The organism is Thioclava sp. F1Mire-8, from assembly GCF_002213165.1.
In the GTDB taxonomy this organism is placed as follows: domain Bacteria; phylum Pseudomonadota; class Alphaproteobacteria; order Rhodobacterales; family Rhodobacteraceae; genus Thioclava; species Thioclava nitratireducens.
Genome location: NZ_NBNY01000004.1, coordinates 34,926 through 49,723 on the forward strand (window position 1 = coordinate 34,926; position 14,798 = coordinate 49,723).

General features: G+C 65.9%; 14 protein-coding genes. 9 read left to right on the forward strand and 5 right to left on the reverse strand.

From position 1 onward, the window contains the following. Positions 1 to 93: 93 nt before the first annotated feature. Positions 94 to 942, forward strand: coding sequence for a LysR family transcriptional regulator (locus B6V75_RS13770; RefSeq protein ID WP_168174484.1), 849 nt, complete (start codon positions 94 to 96; stop codon positions 940 to 942). Here B6V75_RS13770 and B6V75_RS13775 read toward each other — a convergent pair. Then, complete coding sequence (locus tag B6V75_RS13775) at positions 933 to 1,901, reverse strand: NADPH:quinone oxidoreductase family protein (protein WP_088720077.1); 969 nt, start codon at positions 1,899 to 1,901, stop codon at positions 933 to 935. The genes B6V75_RS13770 and B6V75_RS13775 overlap by 10 nt on opposite strands. A 396-nt stretch (positions 1,902 to 2,297) precedes the next feature. On the opposite strand from B6V75_RS13775, the gene B6V75_RS13780 reads away from it, so the two are divergent. Next, entirely contained in the window at positions 2,298 to 2,660 is a 363-nt protein-coding gene (locus B6V75_RS13780; protein ID WP_075776971.1) for a helix-turn-helix transcriptional regulator, read from the forward strand. Positions 2,661 to 2,806: 146 nt separating this feature from the next. Then, on the forward strand, positions 2,807 to 3,625 hold the full coding sequence (locus B6V75_RS13785; protein ID WP_088720078.1) for an inositol monophosphatase family protein: 819 nt from the start codon (positions 2,807 to 2,809) through the stop codon (positions 3,623 to 3,625). 132 nt (positions 3,626 to 3,757) lie between these two features. Here the strand turns inward: B6V75_RS13785 and B6V75_RS13790 are convergent, their stop codons facing one another. Continuing rightward, positions 3,758 to 4,741 (reverse strand): Hint domain-containing protein, encoded by a 984-nt coding sequence (locus B6V75_RS13790; RefSeq protein WP_088720079.1) that lies wholly within the window; start codon positions 4,739 to 4,741, stop codon positions 3,758 to 3,760. A 211-nt stretch (positions 4,742 to 4,952) separates the two neighbouring features. Between B6V75_RS13790 and B6V75_RS13795 the strand changes: the two genes are divergently transcribed. Together B6V75_RS13795 and B6V75_RS13800 are read left to right on the forward strand one after the other, a co-directional pair. Next, the gene (locus B6V75_RS13795) at positions 4,953 to 5,732 is read left to right on the forward strand and encodes an SDR family oxidoreductase (protein ID WP_088720080.1); all 780 of its coding nucleotides are present in this window, start codon (positions 4,953 to 4,955) and stop codon (positions 5,730 to 5,732) included. A gap of 99 nt (positions 5,733 to 5,831) precedes the next feature. Continuing rightward, a complete protein-coding gene (locus B6V75_RS13800) occupies positions 5,832 to 6,932 on the forward strand; it encodes an ABC transporter ATP-binding protein (RefSeq protein ID WP_088720081.1) in 1,101 nt (366 codons plus the stop codon). Positions 6,933 to 6,936: 4 nt separating this feature from the next. Here B6V75_RS13800 and B6V75_RS13805 read toward each other — a convergent pair whose 3' ends face one another. Genes B6V75_RS13805 through ccmI form a run of 3 tightly spaced genes read right to left on the reverse strand, consistent with a single transcriptional unit; the run spans position 6,937 to position 9,220 of the window. Further along, a complete protein-coding gene (locus B6V75_RS13805; RefSeq protein ID WP_078548071.1) occupies positions 6,937 to 7,182 on the reverse strand; it encodes a DUF1289 domain-containing protein in 246 nt (81 codons plus the stop codon). Beyond that, positions 7,179 to 7,652 (reverse strand): Holliday junction resolvase RuvX, encoded by a 474-nt coding sequence (gene ruvX / locus B6V75_RS13810; RefSeq protein WP_088720082.1) that lies wholly within the window; start codon positions 7,650 to 7,652, stop codon positions 7,179 to 7,181. Before ruvX ends, B6V75_RS13805 begins: the two co-directional genes overlap by 4 nt. Further along, positions 7,649 to 9,220 carry a c-type cytochrome biogenesis protein CcmI gene (gene ccmI / locus B6V75_RS13815; RefSeq protein WP_088720083.1) on the reverse strand — a complete coding sequence of 524 codons (1,572 nt, stop codon included), beginning with the start codon at positions 9,218 to 9,220 and terminating at the stop codon, positions 7,649 to 7,651. Before ccmI ends, ruvX begins: the two co-directional genes overlap by 4 nt. Before the next feature lie 192 nt (positions 9,221 to 9,412). Here ccmI and B6V75_RS13820 point away from each other — a divergent pair, with 192 nt between their 5' ends. From B6V75_RS13820 to B6V75_RS13835, 4 genes are all read left to right on the forward strand, one after another. Further along, positions 9,413 to 10,657, forward strand: coding sequence for a sarcosine oxidase subunit beta family protein (locus B6V75_RS13820; RefSeq protein ID WP_075776998.1), 1,245 nt, complete (start codon positions 9,413 to 9,415; stop codon positions 10,655 to 10,657). A gap of 70 nt (positions 10,658 to 10,727) precedes the next feature. Further along, complete coding sequence (locus tag B6V75_RS13825; protein ID WP_088720084.1) at positions 10,728 to 11,051, forward strand: sarcosine oxidase subunit delta; 324 nt, start codon at positions 10,728 to 10,730, stop codon at positions 11,049 to 11,051. After that, positions 11,048 to 14,002, forward strand: a complete 2,955-nt coding sequence (locus tag B6V75_RS13830; RefSeq protein WP_088720085.1) for a sarcosine oxidase subunit alpha family protein — start codon at positions 11,048 to 11,050, stop codon at positions 14,000 to 14,002. Before B6V75_RS13825 ends, B6V75_RS13830 begins: the two co-directional genes overlap by 4 nt. Further along, on the forward strand, positions 13,995 to 14,546 hold the full coding sequence (locus tag B6V75_RS13835; protein ID WP_088720086.1) for a sarcosine oxidase subunit gamma family protein: 552 nt from the start codon (positions 13,995 to 13,997) through the stop codon (positions 14,544 to 14,546). The genes B6V75_RS13830 and B6V75_RS13835 overlap by 8 nt, the downstream gene beginning before the upstream one ends. The last annotated feature ends 252 nt before the right edge of the window (positions 14,547 to 14,798 follow it).

Sequence of the window (14,798 nt, forward strand, 5' to 3'; positions counted from 1 at the left end):
TCGTTTCTGCCCGGAAGGATGACGCAAGTTTTTTAATGATGAAAACGAATGATTGTGCTATTTAGTATCACGAAACGTGATGGAAAGGCCGACATGGCACAAAACCTCGATATCGCAGCGCTGCGCGCGCTTCTGACCGTTTCGGAAACCGGCTCGGTGACGCAGGCGGCGCGGCTTCTGAACCTGACCCAATCGGCAGTCTCGATGCAGATCCGCCGCTTGGAGGAGGCGCTCGACAAGGTGCTCTTCGATCGGGCGAACCGGAAGATGGCGCTGACCCGTGCGGGGCGCTCTCTTCTGGACCATGCGCGCCGGATCTGCGCCGAGAATGACGCGGCTCTGGCGCGGCTGCGCGCGGCAGATGCCGAGGTGACCGTGCGCTTCGGCCTGCCACATGATCTGGTCAGCCCGCAGATGCCGCATCTGTTGCGCGCGCTCTCAGAGCAATGGCCGATGGTCCGGCTGCAACTCGCCTCGCGCCGCTCGCAGACCCTGCGGCGAATGCTGGATGCGGGCGAGCTGGACATGATCCTGACAACGGAGGAGACGCCCGGTCCGGAGGCCGAGGTGCTCTCTGCCGATCAACTGGTCTGGATCGGCGCGCAGCTCGGGCGCGCCTTTTGCGCGCGCCCTCTGATGCTGTCGATCGAGGAAGGATGCGCGTTCTACGGCGCGGCCTTGGCGGCGCTCGAGGCGGTCGGGATCGAGTCCAAACCGGCTTTCGACGGGCAATCAGACGAAATGGCGAGCGCGGCGGTGGCCGCCGATATGGGCGTCGCGGTGCGGCTGTCGCGTGACATCCCGCCGGGCTGCGTGGCGCTGGGACCGGAAAGCGGTCTGCCGCCGCTCGGTCGCTCGCGGATCTGCTTCTACGACACGGGCCGGCTGACCGGCGATCCGGTCGAGGGGCTGCGTGCGCTGATCCGGGAGGCCTATGCCTGAGCGTCGATCTCGATGACCAGCTTGCCGGTGGAGCGGCGCGCGCGCAGATCTTCCAGCGCGTCCGGGATCTGCTCCATCGGATAGGTCGCGCCGATATGGGGGCTGAGGCCGCCCTGCGCGAACCAGTCGAAGAGCCGCGCCATCGACCCGGTCAGAACCTGCGGATCGAGCTTGAGATAGCCACCCCAGTAAAGCCCGTGGATCGCGATATTCTTCACCAACACGTGGTTGAGGGGCAACTTCGGCTGGCTGCCGCTGGCGAACCCGATCATCAGATAGCGCCCGCCGGGTCTCAGGGCGCGGAAGGCGGCTTCGCCTGCGGGGCCGCCGATTGCGTCGTAAACCACGTCGCAACCGCCAAGGGCCTTGATCGCGCTTTTCAGATCGTCACTCTCGCTATCGAGCGTCTCATCGGCCCCGGCGGCGCGCGCGATCTGCTGCTTCGCCTCGCCGCGCGCACAGGCAATCACCCGTGCGCCCAACTTCTTGCCGATCTCGACCGCCGTGAGGCCGACTCCACCGGCCGCGCCCAGAACCACCAGCGTCTCGCCCTCGGCGAGGCCTGCACGCGTCTCCAAGGCCACATGGCTGGTGCCATAGGCGATCTGGAAGGCCGCCGCCTGCGCGTAGCTCATCGCGTCCGGCATCGGCGTGCAGCGGCTTTCGGGGAAATTGCCCGCCTCGGCCAGCCCGCCTTGCCCTAAGAAGACGGCGACGCGGGTGCCCGTGGCGAGGGTGCAGCCCTCGCCTGCTGCGATGACCTCTCCCGCGAGCTCCATGCCGAGGGTGAAGGGCGGGGTGGGGGTGTCCTGATATTTCCCCTCGATCATCAGCAGGTCGGCAAAGTTCAGACCGCAGGCCCGGATGGCCACCTGCACCTCGCCCGGTGCCGGGGCGGGAAGGGGGATTTCGGTCAGCTCGGGGTTTTGCCCGGGGGCGGCTTGAACATAGGCGCGCATCGAATGCTCCGGCAAGTTGTGTCGCGGGGTTGGTTGGCCAGCAAAGCGGACCCTACGTCGCCCGTGATAGACCGCGCAGCCGATCAGGGCCAGCCCGCCTGCCAGAGCCCGGAGCGGGACGTCGCGGCAGGGTCGCCGCCGGGTATTGACCAGCGAATCAATCCTCCGTGAGAGGGCGGTTGGCATCATAGTCTTCCGTAACGGAACCCAACTCTTCGAGTTGCAAATCGCAAAACACGCGGAAGGCGAATAGGGGGGCACCTATCCTTTAGGTTAGGTGTGCTGCGGAAAGCTGCAATTTCCCTGTCTTTTTAGACAGGTTTGCGATTTTACCCGCGCGGGCCACACTCAGCGCACGGTAGTTTGTGGGTGAAATTGGCTTGAAGGGGAAAGAGTATGAAGCATCCGGTTGATGTCCATGTAGGCAAGCGGATCCGGCATCGCCGCTGGATGATTGGGATGACCCAACAACAGCTCGCGGACAAAGTTGGGATCAAATTCCAGCAGATCCAGAAATACGAAACCGGGATGAACCGGGTTTCGGCATCTCGACTCTGGGATATCGCGGATGCGCTCGAAGTTCCGATCTCCTTCTTCTTCGAAGGGCTCGCGGAAGATAGCGGGATGCAACCGGAAGTGGCGGGAGATATTCTGTCCGACAAGGAGGCGCTCGCGCTCGTGCGCTCCTATTACTCGATCCCGGAGGCGCAGCGCCGCCGGCTGTTCGAACTCGCCAAGGTGCTCTCCGACGCGGCCTGAGCGCCACGCGGACGCCTTTAGGCGCAACTGGCGACCGAATGTGGGGCGGTCGGCAGCTTGACCCGGAGAAGGGGGGCGGTTACCGCTCCCCTTATCTCATTTCTGGGGGTCGGTTGCGGTGACGGCGCGGCCCGGGGAGGACACTGATGCTTGATCTCGACACCGATACCCGCGCGGAGCTTTCGGCCTTGGCCGCTGAGCTTGCCGATTGCGCGCGGCGGGAGACCTTGGCGCAGTTCCGTCCCGTGGGCGGGATCGGCGCGGATAACAAGCTCGAAGGTGGGTTCGATCCGGTGACCGAGGCCGACCGTGCCGCCGAGGCCGCGATGCGTGCCCTGATCATGGAGCGTCGTCCGCAAGACGGCATCTACGGCGAAGAGCATGGCGTCACCCGCGGGCAAAGCGGACTGACCTGGGTACTCGACCCGATCGACGGCACCCGCGGCTACCTGTCGGGAACGCCGACCTGGGGCGTGCTGATCGCCTTGTGCGCCGAGGAACCGGACGGCCCCGGCGCGCCGCTCATGGGCGTGATCGACCAACCTTATATCGGCGAACGTTTTACCGGCGGCTTCGGGCGCGCGACGCTCGACGGTCCGCATGGCGCGCGCCAGCTTGGCGTGCGGACCGGGCGCGGGCTCGACAGCGCGACGCTTTTCACCACCTTCCCCGAAGTCGGTACGGCGGAAGAGGGCGCGGCCTTCGCTCGGTTGTCGAAGCAGGTGCGGCTGACGCGGTACGGCATGGATTGCTACGCCTATGCGCTGCTTGCCGCCGGCCAGATCGATCTGGTGGTCGAGGCCGGCCTGCAGCCCTATGACGTGGCGGCTCCGATCGCGGTGATCGAAGCGGCGGGAGGCCTTGTCACCAACTGGCAGGGTGGTCCGGCGCATCGCGGCGGGCAGGTGCTCGCCGCCGCCTCGCCGGAGATTCATGCCGCCGCGCTCGAAGCGCTGAACGGCTAATCTCTTCCTCTTTCTGAAAAGATCCCGCCGGATGAGGCGAGATCAGCGGCCTTTCAGTGGAAGGACGCCCCGCGGAACGCCCGAAGCGCAAGCGGAGGGCAGAAAAGAGCGGGGGCCGCGCCCCCTCGTGCTTCAATCCTTGCGCTTGCGGAACAGCTTCTCGCGCCCGATCCGATCGAGAAGTTCTCGGGTTGCCTCGGTGCCGAAATGCTGGCGGTGGGCTAGGTCGGGCAAGCGCTCGGATATCTCGCGGCCCAATTCTTCAGGTAGAAGTGACAGCGTCGCCTCGGACACCATCAGGCTCTCGACCGGAACGCCTTCGGCATAGATGATCTCATGCCGGTCGAAGACCAGCGCGAAGTAATCGACGAACCCGCCCTCGCGCTGCCAGACATTCTCGCCATCGACGAGATGCTTCGCCTGCACGAGGATTTCCGACGTGTCGCCCAACTTCTGCGCGCCGCGGCGATAGAGGAACACGCGGTGATGGGGCGAGATCACCAGGTCGCCTTCATTGCCCAGTACGCCCGCCGAAATCACGACCGGCGCGAAAGACCCCAGCGCGCGCATCGTCGCCTTCGCCACCAGCTTCACCGGCTGCGGGCCATTGTCGCGGGTCAGCACCCGCGCGCCGGGGGTGAGTTGCTCGATCGGCATCTGCGCGCCGCCGGCCAGCGTGATCATCGTGCCGGTGGTGAAGGCCACGCAGACGAGGTCCGACAGCCGCACCTCGCCGGGATCGTCGCGCGCCTCCAGCAACGTGTAGTCGAAGCGCGCTGCCATCGGTGAGAGCGGCAACGCGTAATGCGCGCCCGTGGCCTCGTGGCAGATCATCAGGATGTCGACCGTGTCGCCCTCGGGCGTGATCAGCAGGTGCCGCGCGATCAGCTCGAGCGCATCCCCCGGCGCGCCGATCTCGGAGCCTTCAGCAACGGTCGGCGCGGCGCCTTGCTGGGCCAGCACGAGGCGGCGCGGTTTGGCGGCGCGATGGAGCTGATAAATGTCGCCGGGTTCGCAATCTTCGGCAAGGCCGAGCGCGTCGCCCTGATTGGCCCCGGAGGTGACCCAGATATCCTCTGCCTCGAAGACGTGAACGATCTGGCTCGGGTTTGACACGCGCTCTCCCTCGCCCTGTCGGGCCGTCTGAAACTCCTGGATCGCATCGGCTTACCGCGGGCCGCTCGTGATGGTCAAGCGGCCACAGCGCGCTTGTCCTCCCATTCGGGCAAGCTACTGTGCGAGGCGTAGCTGGCAGGGCCGCGCGCGATGTTTCGCGCGATGGGCTCGCCGGATCACGCCGGAGAATGAAAGCAAAGGAGAGGGCGCGATGGATCTTGGTATCAGGGGCCGCAAGGCGATCGTATGTGCGGGCTCGAAAGGGCTAGGACGGGGCTGCGCGATGGCGCTCGCGCAGGCAGGTGTCGACATCGTGCTGAATGCGCGCGGCGCCGACACGCTGGCCGCGACGGCGAACGAGATCATGGCCGCGACCGGGGTCACCGTGACGCCCGTGGCCGCCGACATCACCACGCCCGAGGGACGCGCGGCGGTGCTGGGCGAAGCGGGCGAGGTCGACATTCTGGTGACCAATGCGGGCGGGCCGCCTCCGGGCAACTGGCGCGACTGGTCGCGCGACGATTTCATCGCGGCGCTCGATGCGAACATGCTGGCCCCGATCGCGATGATGCAGGCGGTGCTGCCGGCCATGATCGAGCAGCGCTGGGGGCGGGTGGTCAATATCACCTCGCAATCCGTGCGCGCGCCGATCGCGCAGCTCGGCCTGTCGAACTCTGCACGTTCCGGCCTGACCGGCTTCGTCGCCGGCACTTCGCGGCAGGTCGCGGAATATGGCGTGAACATTAACAACCTGTTGCCGGGCCTGCATGCGACCGACCGCGCGGTGTCGCTCGATACGGCGGCGGCGAAGGCGAAGGGCATCTCGGTCGAGGAAGCCAAAGCGCAGCGCGAGGCATTGATCCCGGTGCGTCGCTACGGCACGTCCGAGGAGTTCGGTGCGACCTGTGCCTTCATGTGTTCGGTTCACGCCGGGTTCATGGTCGGGCAGAACGTGATGCTCGACGGCGGGCTGAACAACATCTCGATCTGAGCCGGGTCTGCCGGACGACCTACCGGGCTTGCTTGGGGGGCGGGGGGCTGTTATCTCCCGCCCTGCATTGCCTGACACTTTCGGTCGAGATTTCGCTGCATGAGCGCACAATTACCCCCTCCGCGCCTCGAAGTTCGCGCGCTTGGCCGCGTGTTCGACGGGTTGGCCGTGGTCGACGACGTGTCCTTTGCGATCCCAGCGGGGCAGGTGACCTGTCTGCTGGGCCCCTCGGGCTGCGGCAAATCGACGACGCTCCGGCTGATCGCGGGAGTCGATACGCAGGATGCGGGCGAGATCTACGTCGACGGAGCCGCGATCAGCGACGGCTCCGTTCACGTCCCGCCCGAGCAACGCGCGATCGGGCTGATGTTTCAGGACTTTGCGCTGTTTCCGCATCTGACGGTTGCCGAAAATATCGCCTTCGGCCTCAAGGGCGATGCGGCGGCAAAGCGCGCCCGCGTGACGGAATTGCTCGAGAAGGTCCGCCTGCTGCGCCATCGCGACAGCTATCCGCACGGGCTTTCGGGCGGCGAGCAGCAGCGCGTGGCGCTGGCACGTGCGCTTGCACCCCGACCGCGTATCCTCTTGATGGACGAGCCTTTCTCGGGACTGGACGAACGCCTGCGCGACGATATCCGCGACGAGACTCTGGCGCTTCTGAAAGAGGAAAACACCGCCGTTCTTCTGGTCACGCATGAGCCGCATGAGGCGATGCGGATGGCCGACGAGATCCTGCTGATGCGCGGCGGGAAGATCGTGCAGCGCGGCGCACCCTATAACCTCTATAACGCGCCTGTGGACCGGGCGGCGGCGGCGTTTTTCTCGGATGTGAATGTGCTCAAGGGGCAGGTGCAGGACGCGCTGACCGTGACGCCCTTCGGCGATTTCCTGACGCCGGGCCATGCGGACGGGACCGAGATCGACATCGTGATCCGCCCGCAGCATCTGAAGATCGATTTCGACCGGGCAGGGCGCGGCCCGTCCCCGACGCCGCAGGACGGCACGCCCGCGCGTGGCGTCGTCGAACGCGCACGCTTCTTGGGCCGCGAGAGCCTCGTCGAGTTCCGGATGGATTTCGACGGCACGATCCTGCGCGCCAGCGTCCCGAACGTATTCCTGCCGAAGCCCGGCACGCCGATGTGGCTGATGATCCGTCGCGATCGCTGCTTTGTCTTCCCGGCGAAAGGGGCCGACGCTTAACCGCTCAGCGGTCCTGTCGCCCCGCACGTCCGCCCCGGCGCTTGCGCAGTTGCGGCGCTCGCTCGGGCAGTTCCGCCATCACTTCGCGGCGCGCCTCGGGCGTCATCCGCGACCACGCGCCGATTTCTTCCATCGTGCGGTAGCAGCCGATGCAAATCCGCGCCTCGGGGTGAATCTGGCAGAGCTTGACGCAGGGGCTCTCGATCTCGGCGCGTTTCCAGATGTCGTCGGTGTTTTGCGGATCGTTCATGCCGCCCCCAGATAGCGCAGCCGATCCAGCGCGCCTTGCAGAATGAAGCTTGCCGCGACGTGGTCGATCGCCTCTGCGCGTTTGGCGCGCGACATATCGGCCTCCAGCATCGCGCGTTCGGCGGCGACCGTGCTCAGCCGCTCGTCCCAATAGCTGATCGGCAGATCGGTGAGGCGGCTGAGATTGCGAGCGAAGGCGCGGGTCGATTGGCAGCGCGCTCCTTCGGTCCCGTCCATGTTCTTCGGCAGGCCGAGGATCAGCCCCTTCAAATCACGCTCCGCCACGATCTTGAGAAGCGCCTCGGCATCTAGGCCGAACTTCCTGCGCTTGATCGTCGATAGCGGCGTCGCGACCGAGCGCAGCCCGTCGGACACTGCGACGCCGATGGTCTTGGTGCCCAGATCGAGCCCCGCGACGCCGCCCATGCGCGGGATCGCATCGGCGAATTCTTCAATCGTCTCGCAGATCATTGCGCCACACCTGCCGATTTCGCCGCCGCCTCGACCTGAGCCAGCGCATCCGGTTCGTCGGCCAACGCCTTCTGCGCCTCGCCCCAGGCTTCCTTGGCGCGGTCGGTTTGGCCCAACGTGGCGAGGGACGAGATCACCCGCGCCCATTCCTGCGGCGTGCCACCCTCGGTGGTCAGGCGGTCAAAGAGACCATCGACCATGCCCTGGATCATCTGCTGGCGCTCCTCGGGCGTCATCGAGGCCGCGTCCTTCATCTGCTGCGCGCTCGGACCGGGCAGGGCGGGGGCCGCTTGCGGGGCGCTTTGCCCCGCCTGCGCGCCACCCATGTCCTGCAGCGCCTGACCGGCCGGGGCCTGATGCGCCGCGTCGATCTTCGCCATGTCGTCCGGGCGCGAGCCGAATTTGCCCTTCGCTTCGCCATAGACCGCATCTGCGCGGTCGACCTCACCGATCATGCGCAGCGACGAAATCAGGCGTGCCCAGTCATCTGCGCTGCCGCCTTCCTGCGCCAGCCGGTCGTTCAGGCGCTCCACCATCGAGCGGATCATCTGCTGACGCGCCTCGGGCGACATGTCCGCCGCCGCCGCGACATCTGCCTGCGACGGGCCGGGTGCGCCGCGCGGTCTCGGCGGGGTGTAATCCTTCTCGCCCGCGAGCCATGCCAGTTCCTCGATGTTCTGCTGCACCAGCGGCACCCACGGATCGCTGCTTTCCGAGTTGCGCAGCAGGTTGTCCCAGAGGCGGAACGCCCGGTCGCCGCGCCCGTTCTGCGCCATCATCAGGCCAACATAATAGAGCGCCAGCCCGTTATTCTGGTCCATCTTCAGCGCGGTCGCGAAGACTTTCTCCGCCTCGGGCGTGATCAGCCCGCCAGCGGCCACGGCCATCATCTCGCCCAGCTCGGCGTAATCCTGAGCGGTGGCGGCATCGCCCTTTGTCGCGACGAGCCGCTGCTGCGCTTTCCATGCGGCGTCGAAATTGCCCAGCGCCGCCTCGTTGCGTGCAAGCAGTTCGAGGCCCTTCGGATCGTCGGGCTTCTTCGCCACGGCTTCGCGCAGCTTCTTCATCAGTTCGAGGAATTTCGGGTCCGGATTGGCCGGGGGGGTCGCACGGGCCTTCTGCATCTTCTCGGCCTCGGCCTGCGAGGGGCGGCTGTCATAGAGCTTGTCGGCATCCGCGAAACGCTGCGCGATCGGCTGGTCCTGATAGCCCTCCGCGCCCATCCGGGTATAGAGCCAGAACGCCGCGCCGAAGATCACGACGCCACCTATCACCAGCGCGATGGTTGGCCCTTTCGGTGCCCGGCCCAGATCGGAGCCTGCCTGCGCCTTGCGGTCCGCCTCGAGCATTCGGCGCGAAATTTCCAGCTTTGCCCGGTCGGCTTCCTCGCGTGATGTGACTCCACGCTCGACGTCGCGTTCCAGATCGCGCAGCTGGTCGCGATAGACCTGCACGTCATACGAGGCCGCCGGTGCCATCTCGTCTTCCCCACGTCCGCGCAACAGGGCAAGCGCAAACAGAAGCGCAATAACCGCAACGAGCGCGGCGGCGATAATCCAGAACAGCATGGCGTCTCCTCATCCTTCGCCTCCCATTTAGGCGAGATGACGCCGCGCCGAAAGGGTCTAGCGCGTGAATGGAACCCGATGTCGCAGGCCCATGTCGCTTTTTTCCCTGCGATGCCGCAACAGGGGGGCTTTCGCCCGCCGCCCCGGTCCATCACAAAGGCGAAAGAGTCGAGACTGCTCGGAGGCGCGCTCATGAAACGCTATTCGATGTTTGCCGTTGCGCGTGAGGCGATGCGCTTCCATCGCGGTTGGGAGCGGGCCTGGCGCTCGCCCGAGCCGAAGAAACGCTACAAGGTCATTGTCGTGGGGGCAGGGGGGCATGGCCTCGCCACCGCCTATTACCTTGGCAAGGTGCATGGGATCACCGATGTCGCGGTGATCGAGAAGGGCTGGCTGGGCGGCGGCAATACCGGCCGCAACACCACGATCATCCGCTCGAACTACCTGCAGGATCCGTCGGCGGCGATCTACGAGAAAGCCCGTGCGCTTTACGAGGATCTGAGCCAGGATCTGAACTACAACGTGATGTTCTCGCCGCGCGGTCTTTTGATGCTGGGCCAGACCGAGCACGAGGTGCGCGGCTACAAGCGCACGGTGCACGCCAACCGCCTGCAGGGCATCGACACCGAATGGATCGGACCGGAGCAGGTCAAGGAGCTGGTGCCGATCATCAATATCGACGGGCCGCGTTACCCGGTGTTGGGCGCTCTGCTGCAAAAGCGCGGCGGCACGGCGCGGCACGACGCGGTGGCCTGGGGCTATGCGCGGGCGTGCTCGGACATGGGAATGGACATCATCCAGAAATGCGAAGTGACCGGTGTGCGCACCGAAGGCGGCAAGGTGCAGGGCATCTCGACCACCAAGGGCGAGATCGACTGTGAACAGCTCGCCATCATCGTCGCGGGGCATTCCTCGGTCCTGGCCGAAATGGCGGGCTTCCGTCTGCCGATCGAGAGCGTGGCGCTGCAGGCCTGGGTGTCCGAGCCGATCAAACCCTGCATGGATGTGGTCGTGATGGCCAACACCGTGCACGGCTACATGTCGCAATCCGACAAGGGCGAGATGGTGATCGGCGGCGGCACGGACGGGTTCAATAACTACACCCAACGCGGCTCGTGGCACCATGTCGAGGAAACCACCCGCGCGCTGGTCGAGACCTTCCCGATCATCTCGCGCCTCAAGATGCTGCGCCAATGGGGCGGCATCGTGGACATGACCGGCGACCGCTCGCCCATCCTGTCGAAAACGCCGGTCGAGGGCATCTTCGTCAATTGCGGCTGGGGCACGGGCGGGTTCAAGGCGATCCCGGGCTCGGGCTATGGCATGGCCGAGCTGATCGCGCGCGGCCACTCGCCGCTGACCGACCAATTCGGGCTCGACCGTTTCAAGGAAGGCCGCTTCATCGATGAAAGCGTCGCCGCAGGGGTGGCGCACTGATGAAGACGACCTCCCTTTCGACCTGTTTCAAATCCCTCCCGGCGCTCTCCAGTAAAGAGGTGCATCCGACATGCTGACCCTCACCTGTCCCTGCTGCGGCGTCACCGCCGAGGAAACCGAATTCGCCCCGGGCGGAGAGGCGCATCTCAAGCGCTTCGGGCCGGGCTCGTCGGATGACGAGTTCGAGGGATACCTGTTCGCCCGCAAGAACCCGAAAGGCGTCCATTTCGAGCGCTGGCGCCATGCCTATGGCTGCGGCAAGTGGTTCCTGGCGGCGCGCGACACGGGCACGCTCGAGGTATTTGCGACCTACAAGGCGCAGACCACCGAGCCCCCCGCCGATGTGATCGCGAAGATCAAAGCGAAACGCCCCGACTGGGAGGGCTATAAATGAGCACGCGTCTTTCCAAGGGTGGTCGTCTGATCGACCGCGCGAAACCGCTCGCCTTCACCTTCAACGGCAAGCCGATGCGCGGCTTTGCGGGCGATACGCTGGCCTCGGCGCTCTTGGGCGGCGGTCAGGTCATGGTGGGCCGGTCGTTCAAATATCACCGCCCGCGCGGCATCGTGGCCTCGGGCGCGGAAGAGCCGAACGCGCTCGTCGGTCTGGGCCGCAACGCGCGGTTCGAGCCCGACCAGCGCACCACCACGACCGAGCTGTTCGAGGGGGCCGAGACCACCAGCCAGAACCACTGGCCGTCGCTCGATTTCGACATCGGCGAGATCAACAACACCTTCTACAAATTCCTGCCCGCGGGTTTCTACTACAAGACCTTCATGGCCCCGCGCGCAGCGTGGAAGCACCTGTTCGAACCCATCATCCGCAAATCGGCGGGCTTGGGCGGCGTGCCGAAAGAGGCCGACCCGGATCGCTACGAGCAGGTCTACGCCCATTGCGACGTGCTCGTCGTGGGCGGCGGTGTGGCGGGTCTTGCCGCGGCGCTCAAGGAAGGCCGCGCCGGTAAACGCGTCTGGCTGATCGAGCAGACCCCGAACTGGGGCGGGCGCACGCCGGTCGATGGCGGTCAAATCGACGGTCACGACGCGCAGAACTGGATCGACAGCGCGCTGGTCGAACTGTCCTCGATGGAGAATGTCACGATGCGGACCCGCCTGATGGCGGCGGGCTTGCACGATCACGGCTATGTCATCGGCTACGAGAACCTCGCCGACACCACCCCCGGCGATGGCCGTCCGCGCCACCGTCTCTGGCGCATCCGTGCGGGTCACACGATCACTGCGACCGGCGCGATCGAACGCCCGCTTGCTTTCGCGGGCAACGACGTGCCCGGCGTGATGCTGGCCTCGGCGGTGCGCGATTACATCGTGAACTGGGCGGTCTCGCCCGGCGATCGCACGGTGATCGTGACCAACAACGACGACGCCTATCGCACGGCGCTCGCGATCCTCGATGCGGGGCTGACGGTCTCGGCCGTCGTCGACGCGCGCGAGGAAACCCATGGCGCGTTGCCCGAAGCCGTGAAAGCGCGCGGTGTGCGTGTGCTTGAAGGCCGCGGCATCGCGAAAGTGCTCGGTCGCAAACGCGTCTCCGGCGTCGAGATCTGCGCACAGGCCGGCGAGGGCGGGGCGGTCGAGACGATCGACTGCGATTGCGTCGCGATGTCGGGCGGCTGGTCGCCGGTCGTGCACCTGTGGTCGCATTGCGGCGGCAAGCTGACCTGGGACGATGCGCGTGCGATGTTCCGCCCCGATCCGAACCGTCCGCCGACCGGCGCGGATGGGACCGGCATGGCGACGGTCGTGGGGGCCGCCAATGGCGATCTGACGCTCTCCGAGGCGATGGGCGGTCTGGGCATCGGCGCGGCTTCCGATGAGGAAGCGCCGCTCGCCCCCGTCTGGATGATGCCCGCGGGCGCGCCCGATGCGCTGCGCTTCAAGAGCTTCCTCGACTACCAGAACGACGTGAAGGTCTCCGATGTGCAGCTGGCCGCCCGCGAGGGCTACGAGTCGGTCGAACATACCAAGCGCTACACCACGCTCGGTATGGCGACCGATCAGGGAAAGCTGAGCAATATCAACGGGCTCGCTATTCTCTCGGATGCGCTTGGCCAACCGATCCCGGCCACTGGCACGACCACCTTCCGCCCGCCCTACACGCCGATTTCGCTCGGCGCCGTGACGGCGGAGGCCAAGGGCGAGCTGTTCCAGCCCCTGCGCCGCACCCCGATCCAGTCCTGGCACGAAGCCAAGGGCGCGCATTGGGAGCCGGTCGGCCATTGGCGTCGCCCCTATTGCTACCCGAAGTCGGGCGAGAGCCACCGCGACGCGGTCAATCGCGAGATCACCAATACCCGCAAGAATGTGGGCATGCTCGACGCCTCGACGCTGGGCAAGATCGTAGTGAAAGGGCCGGATGCGGGGAAATTCCTCGACATGCTCTACACCAACATGATGTCGACGCTGAAAGTCGGCAAATGCCGCTACGGGTTGATGTGCAACGAGAACGGCTTCCTGATGGATGACGGGGTCGTGGCGCGCCTGTCCGAAGATACGTGGCTGTGCCACACGACCTCGGGCGGGGCGGATCACATCCATGGCTGGATGGAAGACTGGCTGCAATGCGAGTGGTGGGACTGGAAGGTCTACACCGCCAACCTGACCGAGCAATATGCCCAGATCGCCGTCGTCGGCCCGAAGTCGCGCGAACTGCTGGAGCGACTGGGTGGCATGGATGTCAGCAAGGAGACGCTGCCCTTCATGCAATGGGCGGACGGCACGCTGGGCGGTTTCGACGCGCGCATCTTCCGCATCTCCTTCTCGGGCGAGCTGAGCTACGAGATCGCGGTTCCCGCGTCGCAGGGCCTCGCGCTGTGGGAGAAGCTGATGACCGAGGGCGAAGCGCTTGGCGTGATGCCCTACGGCACCGAGGCGCTGCACGTGATGCGCGCCGAGAAGGGCTTCATCATGATCGGCGACGAGACCGACGGCACCGTGATCCCGCAGGATCTGGGCCTCAACTGGGCGATCTCGAAGAAGAAGACCGACTATCTGGGCAAACGCGCGCAGGAGCGGTCCCACATGACCGACCCGAACCGCTGGAAGCTCGTCGGCCTCGAGACGCTCGACGGATCGGTCATCCCCGATGGCAGCCACGCGCCCGCCGACGGGTTCAACGCCAACGGTCAGCGCAACACGCAAGGCCGCGTCACCTCGACCTATTACTCGCCGACGATCGGCAAGGGTATCGCGATGGGGCTGGTGCTGAACGGGCCCGACCGGATGGGCGAGGTGATCGAGTTCACCGGTGAGGGCGAGGACATGGTCAAGGCGCGGATCGTCGATCCGGTCTTCTACGACAAAGACGGGGAGAAGCAGAATGTCTGAGGCCGTCAGCGCCCTTTCCGGGCAGAGCCACGAAGGTTTCGTCACCGTGTCCGAGACCGGACTGGTGGGCATGATCTCCATCCGCTGCGATCTGGGCGCGAAGGCGCTGGCCAAGGCGCTCAAGGCCGAGGGGCTGCCCGTCCCCGGTCCGCGCCGGATCGAGACCGTCGACGGGCGCTCCATCGCGTGGATGAGCCCGGATGAGCTATTGCTGATCTGCGCCCATGACGAGGCGCCCGCGCTTACCGACCGGCTGGCCGAGGCGCTTGCCGCAGAGCATGCGCTGGTCGTCAACGTCTCTGACGCCCGCGCGATGTTCACCATCCGCGGCGAGAAGGCCGACCAAGTGGTGATGAAGCTCTCCCCCGCCGATGTCGCGACGCTACCCAAAGGCGAAATCCGCCGCTCTCGCGCCGCACAAGTGGCGGCGGCGTTCTGGCGATCGGGGGAAGACGAGATCTCGCTGGTCTCCTTCCGCTCCGTCGCGGGCTACGTGATGGGTCTTCTGGAGGTCTCCTCGCGCCCCGGGTCGGAATTGTTCTGAGGTGCGGGGACTGGCGCCCGCCGGCCCTCAGTCCAGGCTATTCAGTGTTCGGGGTCGTGTCGTTTGAAACGACGAATTCTCACTCCGTCTCACGCCCCAGGGGAATATCAAGCAATTGGAAAGCCGAAATAATTACTAAACCTCGGTCCGTCTATGCTGCCGCTGCGGTGCAGGCGGGATGCCGATTGCCGCGCAGTTCGAGAAGCCCGGCTTTCCCTCCCCTCTGAGGCTAGAGCCGGGCGTTTTTCGCCT

Coding starts and splice junctions, on each gene's coding strand:
- B6V75_RS13795 (WP_088720080.1), top strand. CDS start 4,953: ATGGATCTTGGTATCAGGGGCCGCAAGGCGATCGTATGTGCGGGCTCG.
- ruvX (WP_088720082.1), bottom strand. CDS start 7,652: ATGATCTGCGAGACGATTGAAGAATTCGCCGATGCGATCCCGCGCATG.
- B6V75_RS13780 (WP_075776971.1), top strand. CDS start 2,298: ATGAAGCATCCGGTTGATGTCCATGTAGGCAAGCGGATCCGGCATCGC.
- B6V75_RS13800 (WP_088720081.1), top strand. CDS start 5,832: ATGAGCGCACAATTACCCCCTCCGCGCCTCGAAGTTCGCGCGCTTGGC.
- B6V75_RS13835 (WP_088720086.1), top strand. CDS start 13,995: ATGTCTGAGGCCGTCAGCGCCCTTTCCGGGCAGAGCCACGAAGGTTTC.
- B6V75_RS13775 (WP_088720077.1), bottom strand. CDS start 1,901: ATGCGCGCCTATGTTCAAGCCGCCCCCGGGCAAAACCCCGAGCTGACC.
- B6V75_RS13825 (WP_088720084.1), top strand. CDS start 10,728: ATGCTGACCCTCACCTGTCCCTGCTGCGGCGTCACCGCCGAGGAAACC.
- B6V75_RS13805 (WP_078548071.1), bottom strand. CDS start 7,182: ATGAACGATCCGCAAAACACCGACGACATCTGGAAACGCGCCGAGATC.
- B6V75_RS13820 (WP_075776998.1), top strand. CDS start 9,413: ATGAAACGCTATTCGATGTTTGCCGTTGCGCGTGAGGCGATGCGCTTC.
- ccmI (WP_088720083.1), bottom strand. CDS start 9,220: ATGCTGTTCTGGATTATCGCCGCCGCGCTCGTTGCGGTTATTGCGCTT.
- B6V75_RS13770 (WP_168174484.1), top strand. CDS start 94: ATGGCACAAAACCTCGATATCGCAGCGCTGCGCGCGCTTCTGACCGTT.
- B6V75_RS13830 (WP_088720085.1), top strand. CDS start 11,048: ATGAGCACGCGTCTTTCCAAGGGTGGTCGTCTGATCGACCGCGCGAAA.
- B6V75_RS13785 (WP_088720078.1), top strand. CDS start 2,807: ATGCTTGATCTCGACACCGATACCCGCGCGGAGCTTTCGGCCTTGGCC.